21 protein-coding genes are annotated in these 19,910 nt (G+C 69.4%); 15 read left to right on the forward strand and 6 right to left on the reverse strand.

Features of this window, described 5'->3' with window-relative positions:
- Positions 1 to 468: 468 nt before the first annotated feature.
- The 8 genes from F0L46_RS17425 to F0L46_RS17460 all read left to right on the forward strand — a co-directional run bounded on the left by F0L46_RS17425 (position 469) and on the right by F0L46_RS17460 (position 6,351).
- Entirely contained in the window at positions 469 to 882 is a 414-nt protein-coding gene (locus F0L46_RS17425; protein WP_149819875.1) for a DUF3830 family protein, read from the forward strand.
- Positions 883 to 890: 8 nt separating this feature from the next.
- On the forward strand, positions 891 to 1,505 hold the full coding sequence (locus F0L46_RS17430; protein ID WP_149819877.1) for a ribonuclease D: 615 nt from the start codon (positions 891 to 893) through the stop codon (positions 1,503 to 1,505).
- A 104-nt stretch (positions 1,506 to 1,609) separates the two neighbouring features.
- Positions 1,610 to 2,329 carry an LPS export ABC transporter periplasmic protein LptC gene (lptC, locus tag F0L46_RS17435; RefSeq protein ID WP_149819879.1) on the forward strand — a complete coding sequence of 240 codons (720 nt, stop codon included), beginning with the start codon at positions 1,610 to 1,612 and terminating at the stop codon, positions 2,327 to 2,329.
- Between the two features lie 8 nt (positions 2,330 to 2,337).
- Positions 2,338 to 3,000: an LptA/OstA family protein gene (locus tag F0L46_RS17440; protein ID WP_149819881.1), complete on the forward strand. Its 663-nt coding sequence runs from the start codon at positions 2,338 to 2,340 to the stop codon at positions 2,998 to 3,000.
- A 31-nt stretch (positions 3,001 to 3,031) separates the two neighbouring features.
- Positions 3,032 to 3,898, forward strand: a complete 867-nt coding sequence (gene lptB / locus F0L46_RS17445) for an LPS export ABC transporter ATP-binding protein (RefSeq protein WP_149820011.1) — start codon at positions 3,032 to 3,034, stop codon at positions 3,896 to 3,898.
- A 235-nt stretch (positions 3,899 to 4,133) separates the two neighbouring features.
- On the forward strand, positions 4,134 to 5,669 hold the full coding sequence (gene rpoN, locus F0L46_RS17450; protein WP_149819883.1) for an RNA polymerase factor sigma-54: 1,536 nt from the start codon (positions 4,134 to 4,136) through the stop codon (positions 5,667 to 5,669).
- Positions 5,670 to 5,736: 67 nt separating this feature from the next.
- Complete coding sequence (locus F0L46_RS17455; RefSeq protein WP_149819885.1) at positions 5,737 to 6,018, forward strand: type II toxin-antitoxin system RelE/ParE family toxin; 282 nt, start codon at positions 5,737 to 5,739, stop codon at positions 6,016 to 6,018.
- Between the two features lie 21 nt (positions 6,019 to 6,039).
- Positions 6,040 to 6,351: a HigA family addiction module antitoxin gene (locus tag F0L46_RS17460; protein ID WP_149819887.1), complete on the forward strand. Its 312-nt coding sequence runs from the start codon at positions 6,040 to 6,042 to the stop codon at positions 6,349 to 6,351.
- Between the two features lie 12 nt (positions 6,352 to 6,363).
- Here the strand turns inward: F0L46_RS17460 and F0L46_RS17465 are convergent, their stop codons facing one another.
- Complete coding sequence (locus tag F0L46_RS17465; RefSeq protein ID WP_149819889.1) at positions 6,364 to 8,163, reverse strand: glucan ABC transporter ATP-binding protein/ permease; 1,800 nt, start codon at positions 8,161 to 8,163, stop codon at positions 6,364 to 6,366.
- 213 nt (positions 8,164 to 8,376) lie between these two features.
- On the opposite strand from F0L46_RS17465, the gene F0L46_RS17470 reads away from it, so the two are divergent.
- Together F0L46_RS17470 and F0L46_RS17475 are read left to right on the forward strand one after the other, a co-directional pair.
- Positions 8,377 to 9,147: a motility protein A gene (locus tag F0L46_RS17470; RefSeq protein WP_149819891.1), complete on the forward strand. Its 771-nt coding sequence runs from the start codon at positions 8,377 to 8,379 to the stop codon at positions 9,145 to 9,147.
- Positions 9,148 to 9,160: 13 nt separating this feature from the next.
- Positions 9,161 to 9,973, forward strand: a complete 813-nt coding sequence (locus F0L46_RS17475) for an OmpA/MotB family protein (RefSeq protein ID WP_149819893.1) — start codon at positions 9,161 to 9,163, stop codon at positions 9,971 to 9,973.
- 6 nt (positions 9,974 to 9,979) lie between these two features.
- Here F0L46_RS17475 and F0L46_RS17480 read toward each other — a convergent pair whose 3' ends face one another.
- Positions 9,980 to 11,029, reverse strand: coding sequence for a DUF2125 domain-containing protein (locus tag F0L46_RS17480; protein ID WP_188312026.1), 1,050 nt, complete (start codon positions 11,027 to 11,029; stop codon positions 9,980 to 9,982).
- Positions 11,030 to 11,124: 95 nt separating this feature from the next.
- On the opposite strand from F0L46_RS17480, the gene F0L46_RS17485 reads away from it, so the two are divergent.
- Entirely contained in the window at positions 11,125 to 11,661 is a 537-nt protein-coding gene (locus tag F0L46_RS17485) for a gamma-glutamylcyclotransferase (protein WP_149819897.1), read from the forward strand.
- A 196-nt stretch (positions 11,662 to 11,857) separates the two neighbouring features.
- Here the strand turns inward: F0L46_RS17485 and F0L46_RS17490 are convergent, their stop codons facing one another.
- The gene (locus F0L46_RS17490; protein ID WP_149819899.1) at positions 11,858 to 12,076 is read right to left on the reverse strand and encodes a YdcH family protein; all 219 of its coding nucleotides are present in this window, start codon (positions 12,074 to 12,076) and stop codon (positions 11,858 to 11,860) included.
- A 239-nt stretch (positions 12,077 to 12,315) separates the two neighbouring features.
- Here F0L46_RS17490 and F0L46_RS17495 point away from each other — a divergent pair, with 239 nt between their 5' ends.
- Positions 12,316 to 12,510: a YdcH family protein gene (locus tag F0L46_RS17495; protein ID WP_149819901.1), complete on the forward strand. Its 195-nt coding sequence runs from the start codon at positions 12,316 to 12,318 to the stop codon at positions 12,508 to 12,510.
- Between the two features lie 217 nt (positions 12,511 to 12,727).
- Here F0L46_RS17495 and F0L46_RS17500 read toward each other — a convergent pair whose 3' ends face one another.
- Both F0L46_RS17500 and F0L46_RS17505 read right to left on the reverse strand, forming a co-directional pair.
- Positions 12,728 to 14,356, reverse strand: a complete 1,629-nt coding sequence (locus tag F0L46_RS17500; protein WP_149819903.1) for an acyl-CoA synthetase — start codon at positions 14,354 to 14,356, stop codon at positions 12,728 to 12,730.
- A 60-nt stretch (positions 14,357 to 14,416) separates the two neighbouring features.
- The gene (locus F0L46_RS17505; protein ID WP_149819905.1) at positions 14,417 to 14,674 is read right to left on the reverse strand and encodes a DUF3297 family protein; all 258 of its coding nucleotides are present in this window, start codon (positions 14,672 to 14,674) and stop codon (positions 14,417 to 14,419) included.
- Positions 14,675 to 14,860: 186 nt separating this feature from the next.
- On the opposite strand from F0L46_RS17505, the gene F0L46_RS17510 reads away from it, so the two are divergent.
- The 3 genes from F0L46_RS17510 to F0L46_RS17525 all read left to right on the forward strand — a co-directional run bounded on the left by F0L46_RS17510 (position 14,861) and on the right by F0L46_RS17525 (position 18,880).
- A complete protein-coding gene (locus tag F0L46_RS17510; protein WP_149819907.1) occupies positions 14,861 to 15,541 on the forward strand; it encodes a hypothetical protein in 681 nt (226 codons plus the stop codon).
- 1,528 nt (positions 15,542 to 17,069) lie between these two features.
- Positions 17,070 to 17,732: a glutathione S-transferase family protein gene (locus F0L46_RS17520; protein ID WP_149819909.1), complete on the forward strand. Its 663-nt coding sequence runs from the start codon at positions 17,070 to 17,072 to the stop codon at positions 17,730 to 17,732.
- An 8-nt stretch (positions 17,733 to 17,740) separates the two neighbouring features.
- Positions 17,741 to 18,880: an NADH:flavin oxidoreductase/NADH oxidase gene (locus F0L46_RS17525; protein ID WP_149819911.1), complete on the forward strand. Its 1,140-nt coding sequence runs from the start codon at positions 17,741 to 17,743 to the stop codon at positions 18,878 to 18,880.
- Between the two features lie 3 nt (positions 18,881 to 18,883).
- Here F0L46_RS17525 and F0L46_RS17530 read toward each other — a convergent pair whose 3' ends face one another.
- On the reverse strand, positions 18,884 to 19,843 hold the full coding sequence (locus tag F0L46_RS17530; RefSeq protein ID WP_149819913.1) for a MurR/RpiR family transcriptional regulator: 960 nt from the start codon (positions 19,841 to 19,843) through the stop codon (positions 18,884 to 18,886).
- Between the last annotated feature and the right edge of the window lie 67 nt (positions 19,844 to 19,910).

A 19,910-nucleotide genomic window follows, 5' to 3' on the forward strand; every position in this document is an offset into this window, starting at 1 on the left:
TGAGGCCGGCGGCCTCGGGCCATGAGCACCGGGGCTTGCAGGGGGGGCTTGCAGCAGGGAGCACCTGCGCGGGCCCCTCGTTCGTGCGGGGCGTCGGCGGCGGGGCAGCACGGCGGGGGCTTACTGAGACATGGGCCCCAGCCCGGCTCGACCGTGCGACTGACCAGTTCCGGCGGCGACGTCCAAGAGGTGCCGCATGCGTGCCGGGGCGACCCGGACGGGGCCGGACCATCGATCCGGGCACCCCGTGGACGCCGCTGGGCTTAAGCTCACGGCCGTAGTACCCATCGAGCCCGCGGCGTCCCGCGCCCCCTCGATGTTCTCACGCCCGCCCTCCGGCAGACGGCCGGACAGGACGGGCCGCCCCCGGGGCGCGATGAGGCGCGTCCGCTCGGCCGCCCGTCTTGCCAGCGGGCGCGGCATCTGCGACGGGAGGCGCGAGATCGTTCCTGTCCGCCGGAGAGCCCCATGGACCACCTGAAGATCACCGCCGGCCCGCACAGCTTCGTCGGCCGCCTGGAGCGGGCGAGCGCGCCCAAGACCTGCGAGGCGTTCGTCAAGGCGCTGCCCTTCGTGAGCGAGCTCATCCATGTGCGCTGGAGCGGCGAGGCGGTGTGGATGCCGCTGGGCGAGCTCGATTTCGGGGTGGGCTACGAGAACGCCACGAGCTACCCGGCGCCGGGCCAGATGATCCTCTATCCGGGCGGCGTCAGCGAGACCGAGATCCTGCTCGCCTACGGGGCCTGCCAGTTCGCCAGCAAGGCGGGGCAGCTTGCGGGCAACCACTTCCTCACCATCGTCGAGGGGCTGGAGAACGTCTACGGGCTCGGCCGCACGGTCCTCTACAAGGGCGCGCACCCCATCCGCTTCGAGCCGGCCTGACGGGTCCCATGAGCCACCGCCTCCATCTCGGCGACCTGCCGGCGGGCTATGTCGCGGGCCCCGCCATCGCCGTCGACACCGAGACGCTGGGCCTCCATCCCCACCGGGACCGGCTCTGCGTGGTGCAGATCTCGCGGGGCGACGGCACGGCGGACCTGGTGCAGATCGCCCGGGACGGCACCCGGCCCGAGACCCTGCTGCGGATCCTCGCCGACCCGTCGGTGCTGAAGATCTTCCACTTCGCGCGCTTCGACCTCGCCGTGATCCATCACGCCTTCGGCGTGATGCCCGGCCCGGTCTATTGCACCAAGATCGCCTCGAAGCTCACCCGCACCTATACGGACCGGCACGGGCTCAAGGACCTGTGCCGGGAGCTCCTCGGGGTCGAGATGTCGAAGCAGCAGCAATCCTCGGACTGGGGCGCCGAGACCCTGACCCAGGCGCAGATCGACTACGCCGCCTCCGACGTGCTCCACCTCCACGCCCTGCGGGAGCGCCTCGATGCCCGGCTCGCCCGGGAGGAGCGGACGGCGCTCGCCCGGGCCTGCTTCGAATTTCTGCCGTCCCGGGCCCTGCTGGATCTTGCCGGCTGGCCCGAGACGGACATCTTCGCGCATAGTTGACGGCGGATTAAGGTCTCCGGGCCATCCTGTCCGTCATAACTTCGCCACGGCGGTGGGGCACCCGTCCCGCCGCACGCCGCCGGTCGCGGCAGGGGATGTAGGCCTTGGACCAGACGTTAGACGAGCGCGGCGTCACGCCGGCGGCCGCGATGGGCCGCACGCGGTCGCGCGCCTATGTCAAGGCCCGCCGCCACTCGACCCGCGTGCGCTGGCTGCGCCGGGCCATCCCGTTAGGCGCCGGCATCGCCGTGGCGCTGGTGGCCGTCGTGACCCTGTTCGATCCCTTCGGGCGCCTGGGGATCGAGGGCATGTCGATGAGCGGGCTCAACCTGTCGGGCACCAAGATCACCATGGAGCAGCCCCGCCTCACGGGCTTCCAGAAGGACACCCGCCCCTACGAGATCACCGCCTCGCACGCCACCCAGGACGTCCGCCGCCCCACCGAGGTCGAGCTCGTCACCATGCGCGGGCGCCTCACCCTCGACGACAAGGGCACCAAGGCCCATCTCGAGGCGGCGCGCGGGATCTTCGACACCAAGAACGAGCGGCTGGAGCTGCGCGACCACGTGGTCGTGACCACCGATTCCGGCTACAAGGCGCAGCTGCGCTCGGCATCCATCGATTTCAAGGCCAACAGCGTCGTCTCCCGCGACGGGGTGCGCGTGGAGATCCCCGGCGGCACCATCGAGTCCGACGACCTCCAGGTGAGCGACGGCGGCCGGCGCATGGTCTTCGAGGGGCGCGTGCGCAGCGCCTTCAACCCGCCCGAGGAGCGCGGAGCGGTTCGCACCTCCGACGCCGCCGCTCCCTCCTCCCGCCCGTGAGCCCCGCCATGATCCTCTCCCGCCTCGCCGCCGCCGCGCTCGCCGCAGGCCTCATCGCGGCCCCCGCCCTCGCCCAGCAGCCCGGCGCCAAGGCGAAGGATTCGCCGCTCACCGGCCTCGGCTCCAACAGCAAGGAGCCCATCAAGGTCGACGCCGACCGCCTGGAGGTGTTCGACCGCGAGAACCGCGCCGTCTATACGGGCAACGTGGTGGCGGTGCAGGGCGACACCACGATGCGCTGCACGACGCTCACCATCTTCTTCGAGCGCCAGCGCGGCGCGGACGGAGCGGTGCAGCGCACGGCCGCCCCCGCGGGCGGCGACCAGAACGACGCGATCAAGCGCATCGAGTGCGGCGGCCCCGTCACCGTGGTCTCCAAGACCCAGGTCGCCACGGGCGACCAGGCGGTCTACGACCGGGCCGGCGGGCGCGTGATCATGACGGGCAACGTGGCGCTCAGCGACGGCCCCAACGTCACCCGGGGCGAGCGCCTCGTCTACGACGTGAACGCGGGCAAGGCGAACATCGAATCCGCCCCGAACGGCGGGCGCGTGCGCGGCCTCTTCGTGCCGGGCTCGCAGGACGCCTCGGGGGCAGCCAAACCTGGCGAGGCCAAGGCGGGCGACGCGAAGCCCGCAAAGCCGGCGGCCTCCCGCCCCGCCACGAACTGACCCGCCGCCCAGGACACCCGTGACAGCGATCATCGCTCCCCGCCACCCGAACGGCCGTCCCGCGGCGCTCTCGCGCGTCTCGGAGGGCGAGCGGCCGGGCTTCCTCGGCCGCCTGCTCGGGCGCGGCGCGGCGGACGCCGCCGCCTCGTCCGGCGACGACGCGGCCTTCGGCGGCGAGGGCGTGCTCGCGGTCAAGGGCCTCAAGAAGAGCTATCGCGGCCGCACCGTGGTGCACGAGGCGGCGCTCCAGGTGCGCAACGGCGAGGCCGTGGGCCTGCTCGGCCCCAACGGCGCGGGCAAGACCACGATCTTCTACATGATCACGGGCCTCGTCTCGGCCGACCAGGGCACGATCAGCCTCGACGGCTTCGACGTGACCCGCCTGCCCATGTACCGCCGGGCGCGGCTCGGCATCGGCTACCTGCCCCAGGAGGCCTCGATCTTCCGCGGCCTCAACGTCGAGGACAACATCCGCAGCGTGCTGGAGGTGGTGGAGCCCGACGCCAAGGCCCGCGAGCGCAAGCTCGACGAGCTCCTCGACGAGTTCAACATCGGCCGCCTGCGCAAGTCCCCCTCCATCGCGCTCTCGGGCGGCGAGCGGCGGCGCTGCGAAATCGCCCGGGCGCTCGCCGGCGCCCCCTCCTTCATGCTCCTCGACGAGCCCTTCGCGGGCATCGACCCCATCGCGGTGGGCGACATCCAGACCCTCGTGCGCCACCTCACGGGCCGGGGCATCGGCGTCCTCATCACCGACCACAACGTCCGCGAGACGCTGGGCCTGTGCGACCGCGCCTACGTGATCCATTCGGGCCGCGTGCTCACCGAGGGCACGCCCGCCGAGATCGTCGCCAACGAGGACGTGCGCCGGCTCTATCTCGGCGAGGATTTCAGGCTCTAGGCCTCAGCGATCGCGGCAACGATCCCCTCACCATCCGGACGGACCCGCTCTGGTCAGGGCGCCGCTCTTGCGCCAGTGTTGGCTCCTGACGGGGCGTCCATGCTGCCAAAGCATGAGGGCCGCGATCCCGGCTCGGCTTTGACGGCGCGTGTCGCCCGCGCTACAGACTCCTTCAAGAAATTCATGCAAAAAGCATGCCGGAGGCGCCGGGCGCCGTCCGCGGGGCGTTCGAACGATGGGTCTGTCGCAACGGCTTGAGATACGCCAGGGTCAGTCCCTGGTCATGACGCCGCAGCTCCTGCAGGCGATCAAGCTGCTTCAGCTCTCGCATCTCGATCTCGTGGCCTATGTCGAGGCCGAGCTGGAGCGAAACCCGCTCCTGGAGCGCGCCGAGGACGAGGGCCCGGCGCCCGAACGCGACACCCCGGAGCCCGACGGCGACGGCTTCGACGCCCCCGAGCCCGAGGGCTGGGCCCCGGCCGAGATGGGCGCCGACGTCCGCGAGATCGAGCGCGACCTCGATACCCGCTTCGACAACGTCTTCCCCACCGAGGGCGGCGTGCCCGAGCGCCGCGACGCGGGCGGCGGCGAGCCGCTCACCATGGCGCCGGGCCCCTGGACCGGTGTGGGGCCGGGGGGCTTCGACGGCGAGGAGCCGGATTTCGAGGCGACCCTCGCGGCGGATCTCGGCCTGCACGACCATCTCGCGCTCCAGCTCGAGATCGCCACCCAAGATCCGCTGGAACGGCTCGTGGGCCGCTTCCTCATCGATGCCGTCGACGAGGCGGGCTATCTCGCGGAGAGCGTGGAGGGCGTGGCCGAGCGCCTGAGCCTCGCCCCCAACATCGTCGAACGGGTGCTGGGCCTCGTGCAGGGCTTCGACCCGCCGGGGATCGGCGCCCGTACCCTCGCCGAATGCCTCGCGATCCAGCTGCGTGAGCGCGACCGCTTCGATCCGGCCATGCAGGCCCTCGTCTCCCGCCTCGACCTCGTGGCGCGGCGCGATTTCGCGGCGCTGCGGCGGGTGTGCGGCGTCGACGAGGAGGACCTCGCCGACATGATCGCGGAGCTGCGCCGCCTCGACCCCAAGCCCGGCCGTGCCTTCGGCGGCGGGCCGGTGCAGGTGCTGGTGCCCGACGTGTTCGTGCGCCCCGCCCCCGACGGCTCCTGGCTCGTGGACCTCAACCCCGACACCCTGCCCCGGGTGCTCATGAACCAGACCTACTACACCCGGGTCTCCCGCGCCGCCCGCTCGGAGGGCGAGAAGGCCTTCGTGGCCGAGTGCCTCCAGACCGCCAACTGGCTCACCCGGTCGCTGGAGCAGCGCGCCCGCACCATCCTCAAGGTCGCGGCCGAGATCGTGCGGCAGCAGGACGGCTTCTTCGCCCACGGCGTGTCGCACCTGCGGCCCCTGAACCTGAAGACCGTGGCCGACGCCATCGGCATGCACGAATCCACCGTGTCGCGGGTGACCTCCAACAAGTCCATCGGCTCGGCCCGGGGCGTGCTGGAGATGAAATATTTCTTCACCGCCGCCATCCCCGGCATGGCCGGCGCCGACGCGCATTCCTCCGAGGCCGTGCGCTGGCGCATCAAGCAGCTCATCGACGGGGAGGGCAGGGACATCCTCTCCGACGACGCCCTGGTGCAGCGCCTCAAGGTCGAGGGCATCGACATCGCTCGGCGCACGGTCGCGAAGTACCGCGAGAGCTTGCGCATCCCTTCGTCCATCGAGCGGCGGCGGGAGAAGATGGCGATGGCGATGGCGTGAGGCTTGAGAGCGCCTCGATTGACGCTCTCCGCGTATCATGGAATGATACGACAACGATCCGGCGATCATGATCCGCAGCTTCAAGGACAAGGTCGCGGAGGCCGTTTTCCAGGGGCGCTGCCCGAAGGGCTTCCCCGCGGATCTGTTCCGCATCGCCCGTCGCAAGCTCGAGGCGGTGAACGCGGCGGAGGTGCTGGAGGACCTGCGAGCACCGCCTGGCAACCGGCTCGAAGCGCTGACGGCCGATCGCCAGGGCCAGCACTCGATCCGGATCAACGACCAGTGGCGCGTCTGCTTCGTCTGGTCGGAGGGCGGCGCGGATGGGGTCGAGATCGTCGACTATCATTGATCGGGACCGGAGAGAGCCGCCATGACCGACGAACCCGAGATCGTCGCCACGCTGCCGCCGATGCATCCGGGCGAGATGCTGCGGGAGGAGTTCCTGATCCCGCTGAAGCTGTCGGCGGGTGCCGTCGCCAAGGCGGCGGGCGTCCCCCGGACACGGATCGAGCGCATCGTCCGCGAGGAGATCGGGATCACCGGCGACACGGCCGTCCGTCTCGGCCGCGTCTTCGGCACCACCCCCGAGTTCTGGATGAACCTTCAGAGCCGTCACGAGATCGAGACGGCCAAGCGTGCCCTGGGCGACGTGATCGAGCGGATCAAGCCCGTCGCCGCGTGAGCGGGAGCGCCCTCACGCCATCACCACGTCGCCCGGCCCCACCTCCGCCTTCTCCTCCGCGGTCGCCATGAACTGAGCCCGCGCCAGCTCCGCGAAGCGGCCGCCCTTGGCGACGAGCTCGTCGAAGGAGCCCGTCTCGACGATCCGGCCCTCCTCGAAGACGAGGATGCGGTCGGCGTTGCGGATGGTGGCGAGGCGGTGGGCGATGACGAAGGTGGTGCGGTCGCGCATGACCTCGTCGAGGGCTTTCTGGAGCCGGCGCTCGGTGGCGGCGTCCAGCGCCGAGGTGGCCTCGTCGAGGATGAGCACCGGCGGGTTCTTGAGGAGCGCCCGGGCGATGGAGAGGCGCTGGCGCTCGCCCCCCGAGAGCGAGCGGCCGCGCTCGCCGATCACGGTGTCGAGGCCGTCGGACTGGCGGATGAGGAACTCCCGGGCCTGCGCCCGCTCCATGGCGTCGAGCATCTCCTCCTCCGTGGCGTCGGGGCGCCCGACCTGGAGGTTCTCGCGGATCGTGCGGGCAAACAGCATCGGCTCCTGGAACACCACGCCGATATTGCGCCGCAAGCTCGCCAGCGCCACGTCGCGGATGTCCTCGCCGTCGATGGTGATGCAGCCCGATTGCGGATCGAAGGCCCGGTGCAGGAGGCCCAACGTCGTCGACTTGCCCGAGCCCGTGGCGCCAACCAGCGCCACCGTCTCCCCGGGCCGCACCCGGAAGGTGACGTCGGCCACCGCGGCGCGCTTGCCGTCATAGGAGAACGACACCCGGTCGAAGGCCACCTCGCCCGCGAAGCGCTCGAAGGTCTTGGCGCCGGGGCGATCGTGGACGGCGGGGGTGGTGTCGAGGATCTCGAAGAACTCCGCCATCTTCGGCGCCTGCAGGAAGAGCTGGTTCACGAAGCTCACCGCCTGCTCCAGCCGCCCGATGAGCATGGTGGCGAGGCTCATGAAGGTGACGATGTCGCCGATGCTCGCCAGGCCGTTCAGGTGCAGCCAGGTGCCCGTGAGGAAGATCGCCGTCACGGTGAGGGTGGCGGAGGCCCGGGTCGCCACGGAGGCGAGCGCCCACCAGGACAGGACGGGGTTCTGCGCCGCGAGCAGCTGATGGATGATCCCGTGCAGCGCCTGGGTCTCGGCCTGGATGCGGGTGAAGGACTGGATGACGGGGATGTTGCCCAGCGCGTCGGAGGCGTGCTCGGCGAGGTCCGTGTGGTAGCGCTCCACGGACCCCTGGAGGGTCTCGGTCTTGCGCAGCACGATGGCGGTGAGCACCGTGAACAGCCCCACGAGGGCGAGCAGCAGGAGCCCCAGGCGCCAGTTGAGGAAGATCGTGAGCGGCAGGAGGACGCCGAGCGCGATGAACGAGGCCAGATGCTCGCGGAAGAACCCGAGCCACAGCCACGCCATGCCGTTCGAGCCCTCCAGCATCACCTTGAGCACCCGGCCCGAATGGGTCTGGAGGTGGAAGGCGAGCGGCAGCTCCAGCACGTGCTCGAAATAGTTCGCCATCACGCCCAGGCGCCGGCGGTGCGACAGGCGGTCGGCGTTGAGCGCGACGAGCACGCCCGCCCCGATGCTGAACAGGCCGAAGGCGATCCAGGCCAGGATGAGCGGCATCAGGCTCGAGAACGTCACCGGAGCCCCGCCCGGGCTCTGCGCCCGGGTCAGCGTGTCGATGATGCGCCCGAACAGGACGGGCTCCGCGAAGGCCGCGATGGCCAGCGCCACGTTGGCCAGCGCCAGAACGCCGCCGACCCGGAGATCCGAGCCGAGCTGGCCGAGAACGCGCATGTACAGACGAACGAGCCACATAGGGCGGAAACTACCTCGACGTGCCTGAACCCTGGCCGAACGGCTCTATCGGAGCCCCGATGCGCCGTCCAGGTTGACCAATTCCCGAAGGGCCCCGCCCGTTCCGGCGCCCGGCGCCCGCATCCTTAACCGAACCTTCAGCGGACGCCGTTAACGCTGGGCACTCTGGCGCCCGCTTCGGGCTCAGCGGCACGAGGGGGCAGGGGCCTTCGCATGGATCTCGCAACGGGCCTGGGTCTGATCGGCGGCGTCGGCGTCATCGTCGGCCTCATCATGATCGACGGCGGCAATTTTGGCGCCTTCTTCGACAAGCACGCGGTGATCGTCATCTTCGGCGGCGCCACCGCCGCCACGATGGTGCGCTTCCCCTTCTCCACCATCGTCCACGGCCTGCCGATGGGCTTCCGCTACGCCTTCCAGATGAAGGCGAGCCATCCGCGCGAGCTCATCGAGGAGATCACCCAGGTCGCCGACCTCGTGCGCAAGAGCGGCCCGATGGCGATCGAGAACGTGCAGGTGAACGATTCCTTCCTGGCGCAGGGCCTGCGCTACATCGCCGACGGCTACGACCGCGACTTCATCCGCGACACGATGGAGAAGGACCGGGACAACTTCCTCCAGCGCCTCGACGAGGGCTCGAAGGTCTACCGCGCCTTCGGCGACTGCGCCCCGGCCTGGGGCATGATCGGCACCATCCTCGGCATGGTGACCATGTTCGCCAACATGTCGGACCCTTCCAAGCTCGGCCCCGCCATGGCGACCGCGCTGCTTGCCACGCTGTATGGCGCCGTGATCGCCAACATGGTCTGCCTGCCGCTCGCCGACAAGCTGCACATCAAGCTCGAGGAGGAGGAGATCGCCCGCTCCCTCATCATCGACGGCGTCCTCCAGATCCGCGATTCGCGCAGCCCCTCGGTGGTGAAGGAGATGCTGCTCGCCTATCTCCCGGACCACCACCGGGCCGAGCTCGCCGAAGCGGCCTGAGGGGAGCGCGCCCGTGGCCAAGAAGAAGCGCGGCGCGCATGGCGGTCACGGCTGGTTCGTGACCTTCGCCGATCTCATGGCGCTCCTCATGAGCTTCTTCGTCATGGTGGCGGCCTACTCGACGCAGGACCAGAAGAAGCTCCAGCTCGTGGCGGGCTCCATGCGCGACGCCTTCGGGACGCTGAAGGAGTCGCGCTTCTCGGGCATCATCGAGAAGGACGGCGTCCCCACGAAGTCGCACCTCCACAACGCCAAGGACGTGCCCCCGGAGGAGGCCTCCGACCACACCACCCCCAACGACCTCAAGCGCAAGGACGACGGGCTCGCGGTGGTGGCCTTCGACCGCGGCTTCGGGCTTGCCGCCGCCTCCCTGCGCCAGGCGCTGCAGGACATGCCCGAGATCGCCGAGCTGTCGAAGAACATCATCGTCGAGGAGACCCGGGTCGGGCTCGACATCTCCATCGTCGACCAGGACGGCCGGGCCATGTTCCCCGACGGGGGGCTCTACCCCTACGACCGGACGCGGCGGGTCCTGGAGCGCCTCGCGCCCACCATCCGCCGCATGCCCAACCGGGTCACGGTCACGGGCCACACCTCGGCGACGCGGCCGGGGCAGCGCGCCCTCGCCAATCCGTGGGAGCTCACGGGCGGCCGGGCCGCGACGGTACGCGAGATCCTCGCCTCCAGCGGCGTCCCCGACGACCGATTCGCCGCGATCACCGGCAAGGCGGACGTGGAGCCGCTCTTTCCCGACAACCCCTATCTCGCCCCCAACCGGCGCGTCACCATCACGCTCCTCAAGGAAGCGCCGCCGCTGCCCCGCTGAGCGCGCTCAGTAGAGAGGCGGGAGCCGCAACCCTGGAATGGGCAGAGGTCCGAGGAGTACCCGCCCGTTCTCGAAGCGAAGCGGCGGCAGCGGCTGGAGGCCCGGGCCGCTCTCGGCTTGACGCGGCGGCTCGCGCCGTCCCGCGAGCGCCCCCAGAAGACCGGCCGCAAGCCCCGCGCGGCCCTCGCCCATGAAGCGGCGCAGCACCGCCTCCAGCCCCTGCGCCGCGCCCTCGAGCCGGCCCTGCACGCGCCGCTCCTCGTCGAGGCCCAGCCGTCCGCGGGCCTCGAAGCGGCCGTTGCCCTTGGCAAGCTTCAGGAGAACCACGTCGAGCGCGCCGCCGGCCTCGCGCCAGCGCTCGACCTCCTGCGGCAGGGACTGGCCGCCGAGCCTCAGGCCATGGGTCGCCCGGGCCTGGAGCTCCAGGTTCGCGGGCTCCGGGGTGCCCAGGAACGCGTCGAGGGCGGGCACCGCGGCGCCCGCCGCGCGGGCCACCACGTCGACGGACTCGTCGGTCTGAGAGGGGCTTGGCCGCGCATAGACCTCCAGCCGTTCCGCCGCCGCCCGGATCGGTTCGGGGGTGGCGCCGGAGACCTGCATCTCGCCGCCATCCATGATCAAGGCGAGCTGCTGCAATCCCTCCCGGCTCGAGCGCACGCTCGATTCGAGCTGACGCCAGCGCACCTGCGTCGCGAGCCCGCCCTCGGTGACCTGGAGCGGCCCGTTCAGGCGCGCGATGACGTGGCGGGGCCGATAGATCTGGGCGACGGCCTGGAGCGCCCCGGCCTGGGCCGTGAGCGCCCCCTGGCGGAGGCTCACGCTCGCGCAATCGAGCTCGATGCGGAAGGGAAAGCCGCCGATGCCGCGGTCGGCGCAGGTCCATTGCCGCCCGGCGGCGGCCTCGCGCGCAAGCCACGCGTCGAGCCCGTCGACCGTGCGATCCTTGATCACGAACCAGGCCACGCACCAGGCCACGATCACCAGCCCGACGATCGTGAAGGGCGCGAAAAGCCAGAACCGGCTGCGGGGCCGCGAGGCCGGGGCGTCGTCGCTCATGCGGGGAACTCCCATTGTCGGACGTTCAACTACCTGCTAGCCGCAAAGTCCTGCAAGGCGGCGTTTTGACGGGCTTCCACGGGAACCGCGCGGCGATGGATCAGGATCTCTGGGTGTTCGGCTACGGCTCGCTCATGTGGCGGCCGGGATTTCCCTACCGGGAGCGCCGGCTCGCCACCGTCACGGGGTACCACCGCGCCCTGTGCGTCCTCTCCCATGTCCACCGCGGGACGCCCGAGCGGCCGGGCCTGGTTCTCGGCCTCGCCGATGGCGGCACGTGCCGCGGCGTCGCCTTCCGGGTGGCGGCCCTCGACCGCGAGTCCACGATCGCCTATCTGCGCGAGCGCGAGCAGGTCACGGCCGTCTATCTGGAGATCGAGACGGACGCGGTTCTCGACGACGGGCGCGGGGTGCGGGCGCTCACCTACGCCGTGGACGTGTCCCACCCGCAATATGCGGGCGACCTCGATCACGCGGCGCTCCTGCGTCATGTGCGCCAGGGCGTCGGCCGCTCGGGCGCCAACCCGGATTACGTGCGCTCGACCTACGAGCACCTCGTGGAGATCGGCGTGGCCGACCCGGTGCTCGAGCGGCTCGTGCGCGATCTCGCCGAGCCCGCCCTTGAGCGCTGAGCGGCGCCTGTGATGTTGGCCCGTGATCTGGTCCCACCCTCCTGCCGCGTCCTGAGGCGCGAGCGGAGCGAGCCTCCAAAGGCGACCCAGGGCTCTCCGGACGGCTCACGAGCGTCGTGCGTGCTTCGGGACGGCCTGCCACGCAGTCCTCCTCAGCATGAGGGGGTGGAGGGAGCGGCCATCCCGCGCCGGGTGTTCAGGCGATGATGTCGGGGGTGAGCCTGTCGTTGACGATGGCGATTCGGTCGCGCAGGACGAGCTTGCGCTTCTTCAGCCGCTGGATCTGGAGCTGATCGCCGGCGACCATGTGCTCCAGGGCCTCGATCGCCATGTCGAGATCCCGATGTTCCTGCTGCAGGCGAGCGAGCTCGGCTTCGAGCTCCATGGTCTCGTCGGTCGTCCCGTCCACGCTCATGATCGTCCTGCTGCGGGCCTCTTCGAGGGCATCGAGGCGCCCCGAACTATGCTCCGGGGCGCCAGCGAGGGCAAGCCGTCAGGCCCCGGTCCAGAGGCCGTCCGCCGGGGGCTCCACAGGCGAGAGAAACCGGCCGAGGCTTGGCGCTGTATGTCGCAGCGCAGCAACAATCGGCTTCGACTTGCGCCAGATTTTGTGACAGTCTTTCCGGGTCGGGACAATCGACAGGAGGAGCCGACATGTCGCTGCAAAGCCATCTGGCTGAGTTGGAGCGTAAGCATCAGGCGCTCGAGCGTGAAATTCAAAGCGCCTTGGTCCATCCGTCCGCGGACGACCTGCAAGTCCTTGAACTCAAGCGAAGAAAGCTGCAGCTGAAGGACGAGATCATGCGATTGCGCCATGCCTCGCTGAACGCCTCGCCCACCATCCACTAGACCATCCCATCCATCCGTTGCGTCGCTGCCGCCTCGGGCCTCCGGGGCGGCAGTGCCGTTTTCGGGGGGACCACACCCCTCTCATGCTGAGGCGCGAAGCGAAGCAGAGCCACAAAGCACGCAGGACGCTGCCACAGCCGTCCGGAGAACCCTGGAGCGCCCTTCGAGGCCCGCTGACGCGGGCACCTCAGGACGGGGGGAGGGGCCGGAAAACCCCTCACAGCTCCCGCGCCATCTCCCGCAGGCGGAATTTCTGGATCTTGCCCGTGGAGGTCTTCGGCAGCTCGACGAAGACCACGGTGCGGGGCACCTTGTAGCCCGCGAGGTTCGCCCGGCACCAGGCGATCAGGTCCTCCGCCGTGGCGCTCGCGCCGGGCCGCAGCTCCACGAAGGCGCAGGGCGTCTCGCCCCATTTCTCGTCGGGCCGCGCCACCACGGCGGCGGCGGCCACCGCCGGGTGCTTGTAGAGCGCGTCCTCCACCTCGATGGAGGAGATGTTCTCGCCCCCTGAGATGATGATGTCCTTGGAGCGATCTTTCAGCTGAACGTAGCCGTCGGGGTGGCGCACGCCGAGGTCGCCGGAATGGAACCAGCCGCCCGCGAAGGCCTTGGCGGTGGCGGCGGGGTTCTTGAGGTAGCCCTTCATCACCACGTTGCCGCGAAACATCACCTCGCCGAGGGTCCGGCCGTCCGCCGGCGCGGGCGCCATGGTCTCGGGGTCGAGCACGTCGAGGGCCTCCAGCACCGGATAGCGCACGCCCTGGCGGGCTTTGAGCGCCGCCTGCTCGGACGGCGGGAGGGCGTCCCACTCGTCGTGCCACTCGTTGACCACCGCCGGGCCGTAGACCTCGGTGAGGCCGTAGAGGTGGGTCACGTCGAAGCCCGCCTCGCGCATGGCGGCGAGCACCGCCTCGGGGGGCGGGGCGGCGGCGGTGAAGAACGCCACCCCCTGGTCGAAGGCGCGGCGCTCGTCGTCGGGGGCGTTGAGCAGCGCCGACATGACGATCGGCGCGCCGCACAGATGCGTGACCCCGTGATCGGCGATGGCGTCGTACATCGCCTTCGCCCGCACCTGCCGCAGGCAGACATGGGTGCCCGCGACGATCGAGATCGTCCAGGGAAAGCACCAGCCGTTGCAGTGGAACATCGGCAGGGTCCACAGATAGACCGGGTGCCGGCCCAAGGCCCCCGTCACCACGTTGCCCATGGCGAGGAGATACGCGCCGCGATGGTGGTAGACGACGCCCTTCGGGTCGCCCGTGGTGCCGGACGTGTAGTTGAGGGCGATGGCGTCCCATTCGTCGCCGGGCGCCGCCCGCGCGAAATCCGGGTCGCCCGTGGCGAGGAACGCCTCGTAATCCATCTCGCCGAGGCGCTCGCCGGGCCCGGAGAACTCCGGATCGTCGTAGTCGATGACGAGGGGCTTCACGCCGGCCGCCGCGAGGGCGGGCCCGATCACCTTCGAGAACTCCCGGTCGGTGACGAGCACCTTGGCCTCGCCGTGGTCGAGGCAGAAAGCGATGACGGCGGCGTCGAGGCGGGTGTTGAGGGTGTTGAGCACAGCCCCCGTCATCGGCACCCCGTAATGGCACTCCAGCATGGCGGGGGTGTTGGGCAGCATCACCGCTACCGTGTCGCCCCGCCCGATGCCGCGCCTGGCGAGCGCCGAGGCGAGGCGCCGGGAGCGCTCGTGGAACTCGCGGTAGGAGCGCCGGAGCCGGCCGTGGACGATGGCGGTCCGCTCGGGGAACACCGCCGCCGCCCGCTCCAGGAAGGAGAGCGGGGTCAGGGGCTGGTGGTTGGCGGGATTGCGATCGAGGTCGACGTCGAACGGAGAAGGCGTCATCGGGTCCCCCGGGGCTCTGCCGGCTGTTGCCGCCGAGTTAACGGGACGGGCGCCCCCGAATCAACCGGCCGACGGGCTGGGCTCGTCCCGGAAATAGGGCTCCACCTTGCCCTTGAACTTCAGGGTCATCGGGTTGCCGAAGCGGTCCTTCGCCTTGCCGGCCGCGACGCGGATCCAGCCCTCGCTCACGCAATATTCGTCCACGTTGGTCTTTTCCGCGCCGTTGAAGCGGATGCCGATGCCGCGCTCCAGGAGGGCGGGGTCATGGAAGGGGCTGTTGGGGTCGTTCGAGAGGCGGTCGGGCGGGGTGTCGGTCATCGGACGGATCCTTGGATGGGCTTTGCGCCGAGGCATAAACGCGAACGGGCCGGGGCACAAACGCGGTATTAAGTAGCAAACGCACCGATTAGAGCGGAGCGAACAAACGGTAGACGCGGCCCCTTTTTTAGTGCGGAGCGCTCCGCTCTTGCTTGCGGCTCAGAGCGGGCGGTGGTAGACAGTCTCATGAGCAACCCGCTGGAAACGGCATTGAACGCCACTCGCATCATCCTCGATACCATCGATCAACGGGATCGGGTGTTAGAGGAGCGAGAGCGCATACTGCATGATGAGCTGACTGGTATCGCTAATGAGCGGCGCAGCTTGGCGGCCGACAAAGATACGCTCATCAAAGCCGAGGCTATTCGGGCGCGCTTCCTTCCGGGCGTGATGTTCCCTGTGCCCCCTACAGTCCGGCGCTCTGAGGAAGCCAATAGCGCGTACACTGATGCTGTTAGGGTCCAATCTCGTGCACGCGTCGGCAACAAGCGCTACGCCATGCTGGCCACTCTTCGGGACGTTGGCAGCTTAACTCTGACTGAGTTGGCAATTAGGACAAAGTTAAGCGCCGGTCGGGTGCGCGAGCAGATGCGGGCAGACTCGCCAGTTTACGTGCGCTTTGGCGCTTTTGGCGGTCATGAGGCAGTCACCCTCACCGAAGAGGGGCACAGCCTTCTTGAACGCTTTGAGAAATACCGTCGTGAAGCCGACAAGCCTCTTCCGAGCCTGACGGCGGGGGAGGACGGGTCCGACGATGAGGAGATTGACCCTGCACACTCAAGGTCAGACGAGGCCGGTGTGCAGGGTCAGGGCAGCGCGCCCGTGAAGCCGAGCGAGGAGGTGGGACATGAGAAGATAAACCTTTAAGGTTCGAGGTCAGTGGTTGCGCTCGCGACGCTTCCGCTGGCTTCGGCCTTCGGGCTAGAGCCGGTGCTGGGCGGAGTTTTCCATCCGTCCGAGGGCCCGACTCCCTCCTAGTCCACTAACCTCATATAGCAGACCGGCGAATCACGGTCTAGTCTGCCGACTTTTGCGTCGTAGTGACAAAGACCTGTAATGCGACCGCGTCATCAACGAACCTGACCCCATGAGCCTCAAGGGCAGCTCTACTGCTGTTAAATTGTTGGCGATCGGGCTCCATCGCCCTTTCTCGTGCTCCCGCGCCGTCGAAAGCGACACGCGCGCGGCGTCGGCTGGCTTTTGCTGCTCCCAATCTAACCAACCCCGAGCAGCACGGCACTGTTCCGGTGTCATGTCGGATACAGGCTAAAGCGAAGCGGGGTGCGCAGCCCAAGAATGCAGGCGGGCTTGCGGGTGTGGCAAGCGCCCGGCTAAACTTCGTCATCATCTCTGTTTGCAGGTGTAGCGTTACGATTAAACAGGCGCATAGTCCAGCTCAGATCTTGCGGCTTTCCCGTAAAGATCGTAGCAACAACTGCCGCAGTAGCAGCGCATGCAAGAAAGAATGCGATCCCAGCCCAAAAGCCAGAATGAATAATTACTGCCGCTGAGCAGACTAAGGTAACACAGCAAATCGCAGCGGCTGCTATGGCTCCCGTCTTATATCGGCGTGTTTCTTGATCCATCGACAACGATGTTGCGTGGATTATCTGACTAGCGATATCTGGGCTATGCCGAGAAATTCTCTCTAAAGCGGACAAGTTGGATGGATGAATGTTTAGAGTGTCAATATTAACCTGTGCAGTTAAGCTGCCCGGCAAGACAGGCGGTACGAATGTAGCGCTTCCCTCCCCCTCAACAGGTGCCGGAAGGGGAGCTTGAGGCTGAGACTCACTTTCTGCCATCCTCAATCGCCCGAGCTATGCTTCCATTCAGATTTATAATTTTGACAAGAGCGCGGTCAAATTGCTTCGCTCTCTCCGCCTCAGTCTGGCGTAGAATGCTTACAGCGCGCCAGAGCGCCTTCAGCGAGATCACATCTATCGCTGCTACCCGAGCTGGATCCGGCCTCGAGATCGCAACATTAACATCTAGAGTTTCGGATGAGGATGACCCTGCCTCATCCGAAACCCGTGGCTCATCATCTGACAGCAGCATGTTCCTCGCCATGGTCGCCACCATAGCCACGTTATGTGTCATAGACACGTCCTGTACCATATTAGGCTTAATGACAGACTGGCAAGCGCGGCAAAGGGCTTGGCGAGAGCGAAAGCCGTGAGAGTCAAGCCCCAAATCTAATTGTCCAACGAAAACATATGGTTGAAAGTTGCGTCCTAGTGACGCTGCCACTACCCCTTCCGAGCCCGGCTGACAGGCGGCTCCCGACCTAAGGTGAGTCTGCTACCTAGTACCCCGCAAACATGACGCCTCGTCGTCTCGCGGTCCCCGACCAGCATGTTATGAGGGGCCTGCAACCGAAACCCCGAGCTCCCCGATGGCCCTCACGATCTACGGCGTCCTGCGCTCCCGCGCCTCCCGCAACGTCTGGCTCGCCAACGAGCTCGGCATCGCCTTCGAGCAGGTGCCCGTCATCCAGGCCTATCGCCTGGCCGACCCCGCTGCCCCCGACGCGCCCCTCAACACCGCCTCGCCCGCCTTCCTGGCGGTCAACCCGAACGGGCTCATCCCGACCCTGGACGACGACGGCCTCGTCCTGAACGAGTCGCTCGCCATCAACCTCTACCTCGCCAAGAAGCATGGCGGCCCGCTGGCGCCCGGCACCATCGCCGAGGACGCGCTCATGACCCAGTGGACCCTGTGGGCCGCGACCGAATGCGAGCCCCACACGATCCAGATCCTCTATCACCGGCTCGGCAACCCGCGCGGGCCGATGAACCCCGCCGTGGCGGACGCCGCGATCGTGGCGCTGCGCCGTCCCTTCGGCGTGCTGGAGGCGGCCCTCTCGGGGGGAGGCGGCTTCGTGGTCGGCGGGCGCTTCACGGTGGCGGACATCAACCTCGCCGAGGTGCTGCGCTACGCCCAGGCCGCGCCGGAGCTCTTCGCCGAGTTCCCCGCCGTCAAGGCCTGGATCGAGGCCTGCCAGGGGCGGCCCGCCTACAAGGCCATGATGACCGCCCGCAACGCCGAGCCCGCGTGAGGCCCGGCATGGCGAGCGCTCTCTTCTCCCCCTTCCAGATGGGGCCGGTGCGGCTGGAGAACCGCATCGTCGTGGCGCCCATGTGCCAGTACTCGGCCCATGACGGCTGCGCGGGCGACTGGCACCTCCAGCATCTCATGTCGCTCGCCATGTCGGGCGCGGGGCTCGTGATCGTGGAGGCGACGGCCGTGGAGCGCCCCGGCCGCATCACCCATGGCTGCCTCGGGCTCTACGGCGACGACAACGAGCGGGCGCTGGGCCGGGTGCTGGCGGCGGCGCGCGGGGTCGCCCTGCCGGGCACGCGCTTTGGCATCCAGATCGCCCATGCCGGCCGCAAGGCCTCCTCCCAGCGCCCCTGGGAGGGCGGCCGGGCGCTGGGCGAGGGCGAGGACCCCTGGGCCACGATCGCGCCGTCGCCGCTCCCCCACGACACGGGCTGGCACACGCCGCAAGCGATGACGCACGCCGACCTCGACCGGGTGCGGGAGGGCTTCGTCGCCGCCTCGCTGCGGGCGGCTCGGCTCGGCTTCGAGGTGATCGAGCTGCACATGGCGCACGGCTACCTGCTGCACGCCTTCCACTCGCCCCTCGCCAACCAGCGGGACGATGCCTGGGGCGGCGACGCGGCGCGGCGCATGGCCTATCCCCTGTCGATCGCGGACGCGGTGCGCGCCGCGTTGCCCGCCCATGTGGCCCTCGGCGCCCGCATCACCGGCACCGACTGGGTCGAGGGCGGCCTGACGCCCGAGGACGCGGTGGCGCTCGCCGGCGCCCTCAAGGCTCGCGGCCTCGATTTCGTGTGCGTCACGTCGGGCGGCATCGCGCTGCGCGCGCCGATCCCGCTGGGGCCGGGCTACCAGGTGCCGCTCGCCGCGCGGGTGCGCCGCGAGACCGGGATCGCCACCCGCGCCGTCGGCCTCATCGCCGATCCGCATCAGGCCGAGGCGGTCGTCGCCTCGGGCGACGCGGACCTCGTGGCGATCGGCCGGGGCCTCCTCGACAACCCGCGCTGGGGCTGGCACGCCGCGCAGGCGCTCGGCGCCGCGCTGGCCCTTCCGCCGCCCTACGCCCGGGCGGCGCCGGCCGTGTGGCCCGGCGCGGCCATCGCCCGTCCGCCCGAGGAGGCGCCCGCGCGCCTCAGCGCGTAAGGGTCACGCGGGCTTGCGGCGCCGGCTCGTCGCCCGCTGCGGCCGGCGCGCGGCGGGGCGGGCGTCGTCGGCGCGGTAGAGATAGGACGAGATCGCCTCGGTGAGCTTTGCCGCCTGGTTCACGTTGGCGCGGCTCGACACCATCATCCCCGTCACCAGCGCCTCCACCACGAGCACCGCCGCCGCAAGGCTGCTCGACAGGACCGGATGGCGGCTCGGCGCGAGCAGCAGATGGTCGGCGAGCCGCGCCAGGGGCGAGGCCGGCGAGTCGGTGATCGCCACCACGCCGGCGCCCCGGTCGCGGGCGTAATGGGTGAGCTGGACCGCGTCGCGGGCGTAGCGCGGCACCGAGATCACCACCAGCATGTCGCCCCGCGCCACGTTCATCAGGCGCCCCGCCGCCACCTCGGTGCCGCCGAACTCCACCACGTTGATGAGCCCCGGGCAGAACGGCTGGAGGCCCAGCGTCAGCAGGCCCGCCGCATGGGCCGAGAGCCCGAAGCCCATGACGTAGACCGTCGGGGCGCGCTGCAGCCGGGCCACCACCGCCTCGATCGCGTCGGGCGCGAGCCCCTCGGCCGCCATGCGAAGCGAGGCGAGCGTCGCCTCGAGCCCGTCCGTGTGGGGCGAGGCGCCGGGCCGGGGCCGCTCGAAGGTGTCGCGCAGCTTCTCGACGGGCTGGAGGATCGCCTGGAGCGTTTCGGCGAGCGCGCCGCGCAGCTCCCCGTAGCCGCGAAAGCCCGCGGCGCGCGCGAACCGGCTCAAGGAGGCGGTGGAGACGGCGGTGGCCGCCGCCAGATCCTCGATCCCGAGCCCTGAGACCCGCACGGGGTTTCGCAGCAGGAAGTCCGCCACCGTGCGGTTCGCCGGCGACGAGCCGTGCAGGAGCGCCACGAGGCGGCGTCCCACCTCCGACTCGGCGAAGGCGGCGTCGGGGGCGGCGGGATGAACGGATATTTTCATGACTTGATCAGATGAAAATTTGTGGCCAAGATCAAGCCACCAGAGGAACCAACAAGCACAAGGACAT

The sequence above is a fragment of the Salinarimonas soli genome (genome assembly GCF_008386575.1).
In the GTDB taxonomy this organism is placed as follows: domain Bacteria; phylum Pseudomonadota; class Alphaproteobacteria; order Rhizobiales; family Beijerinckiaceae; genus Salinarimonas_A; species Salinarimonas_A soli.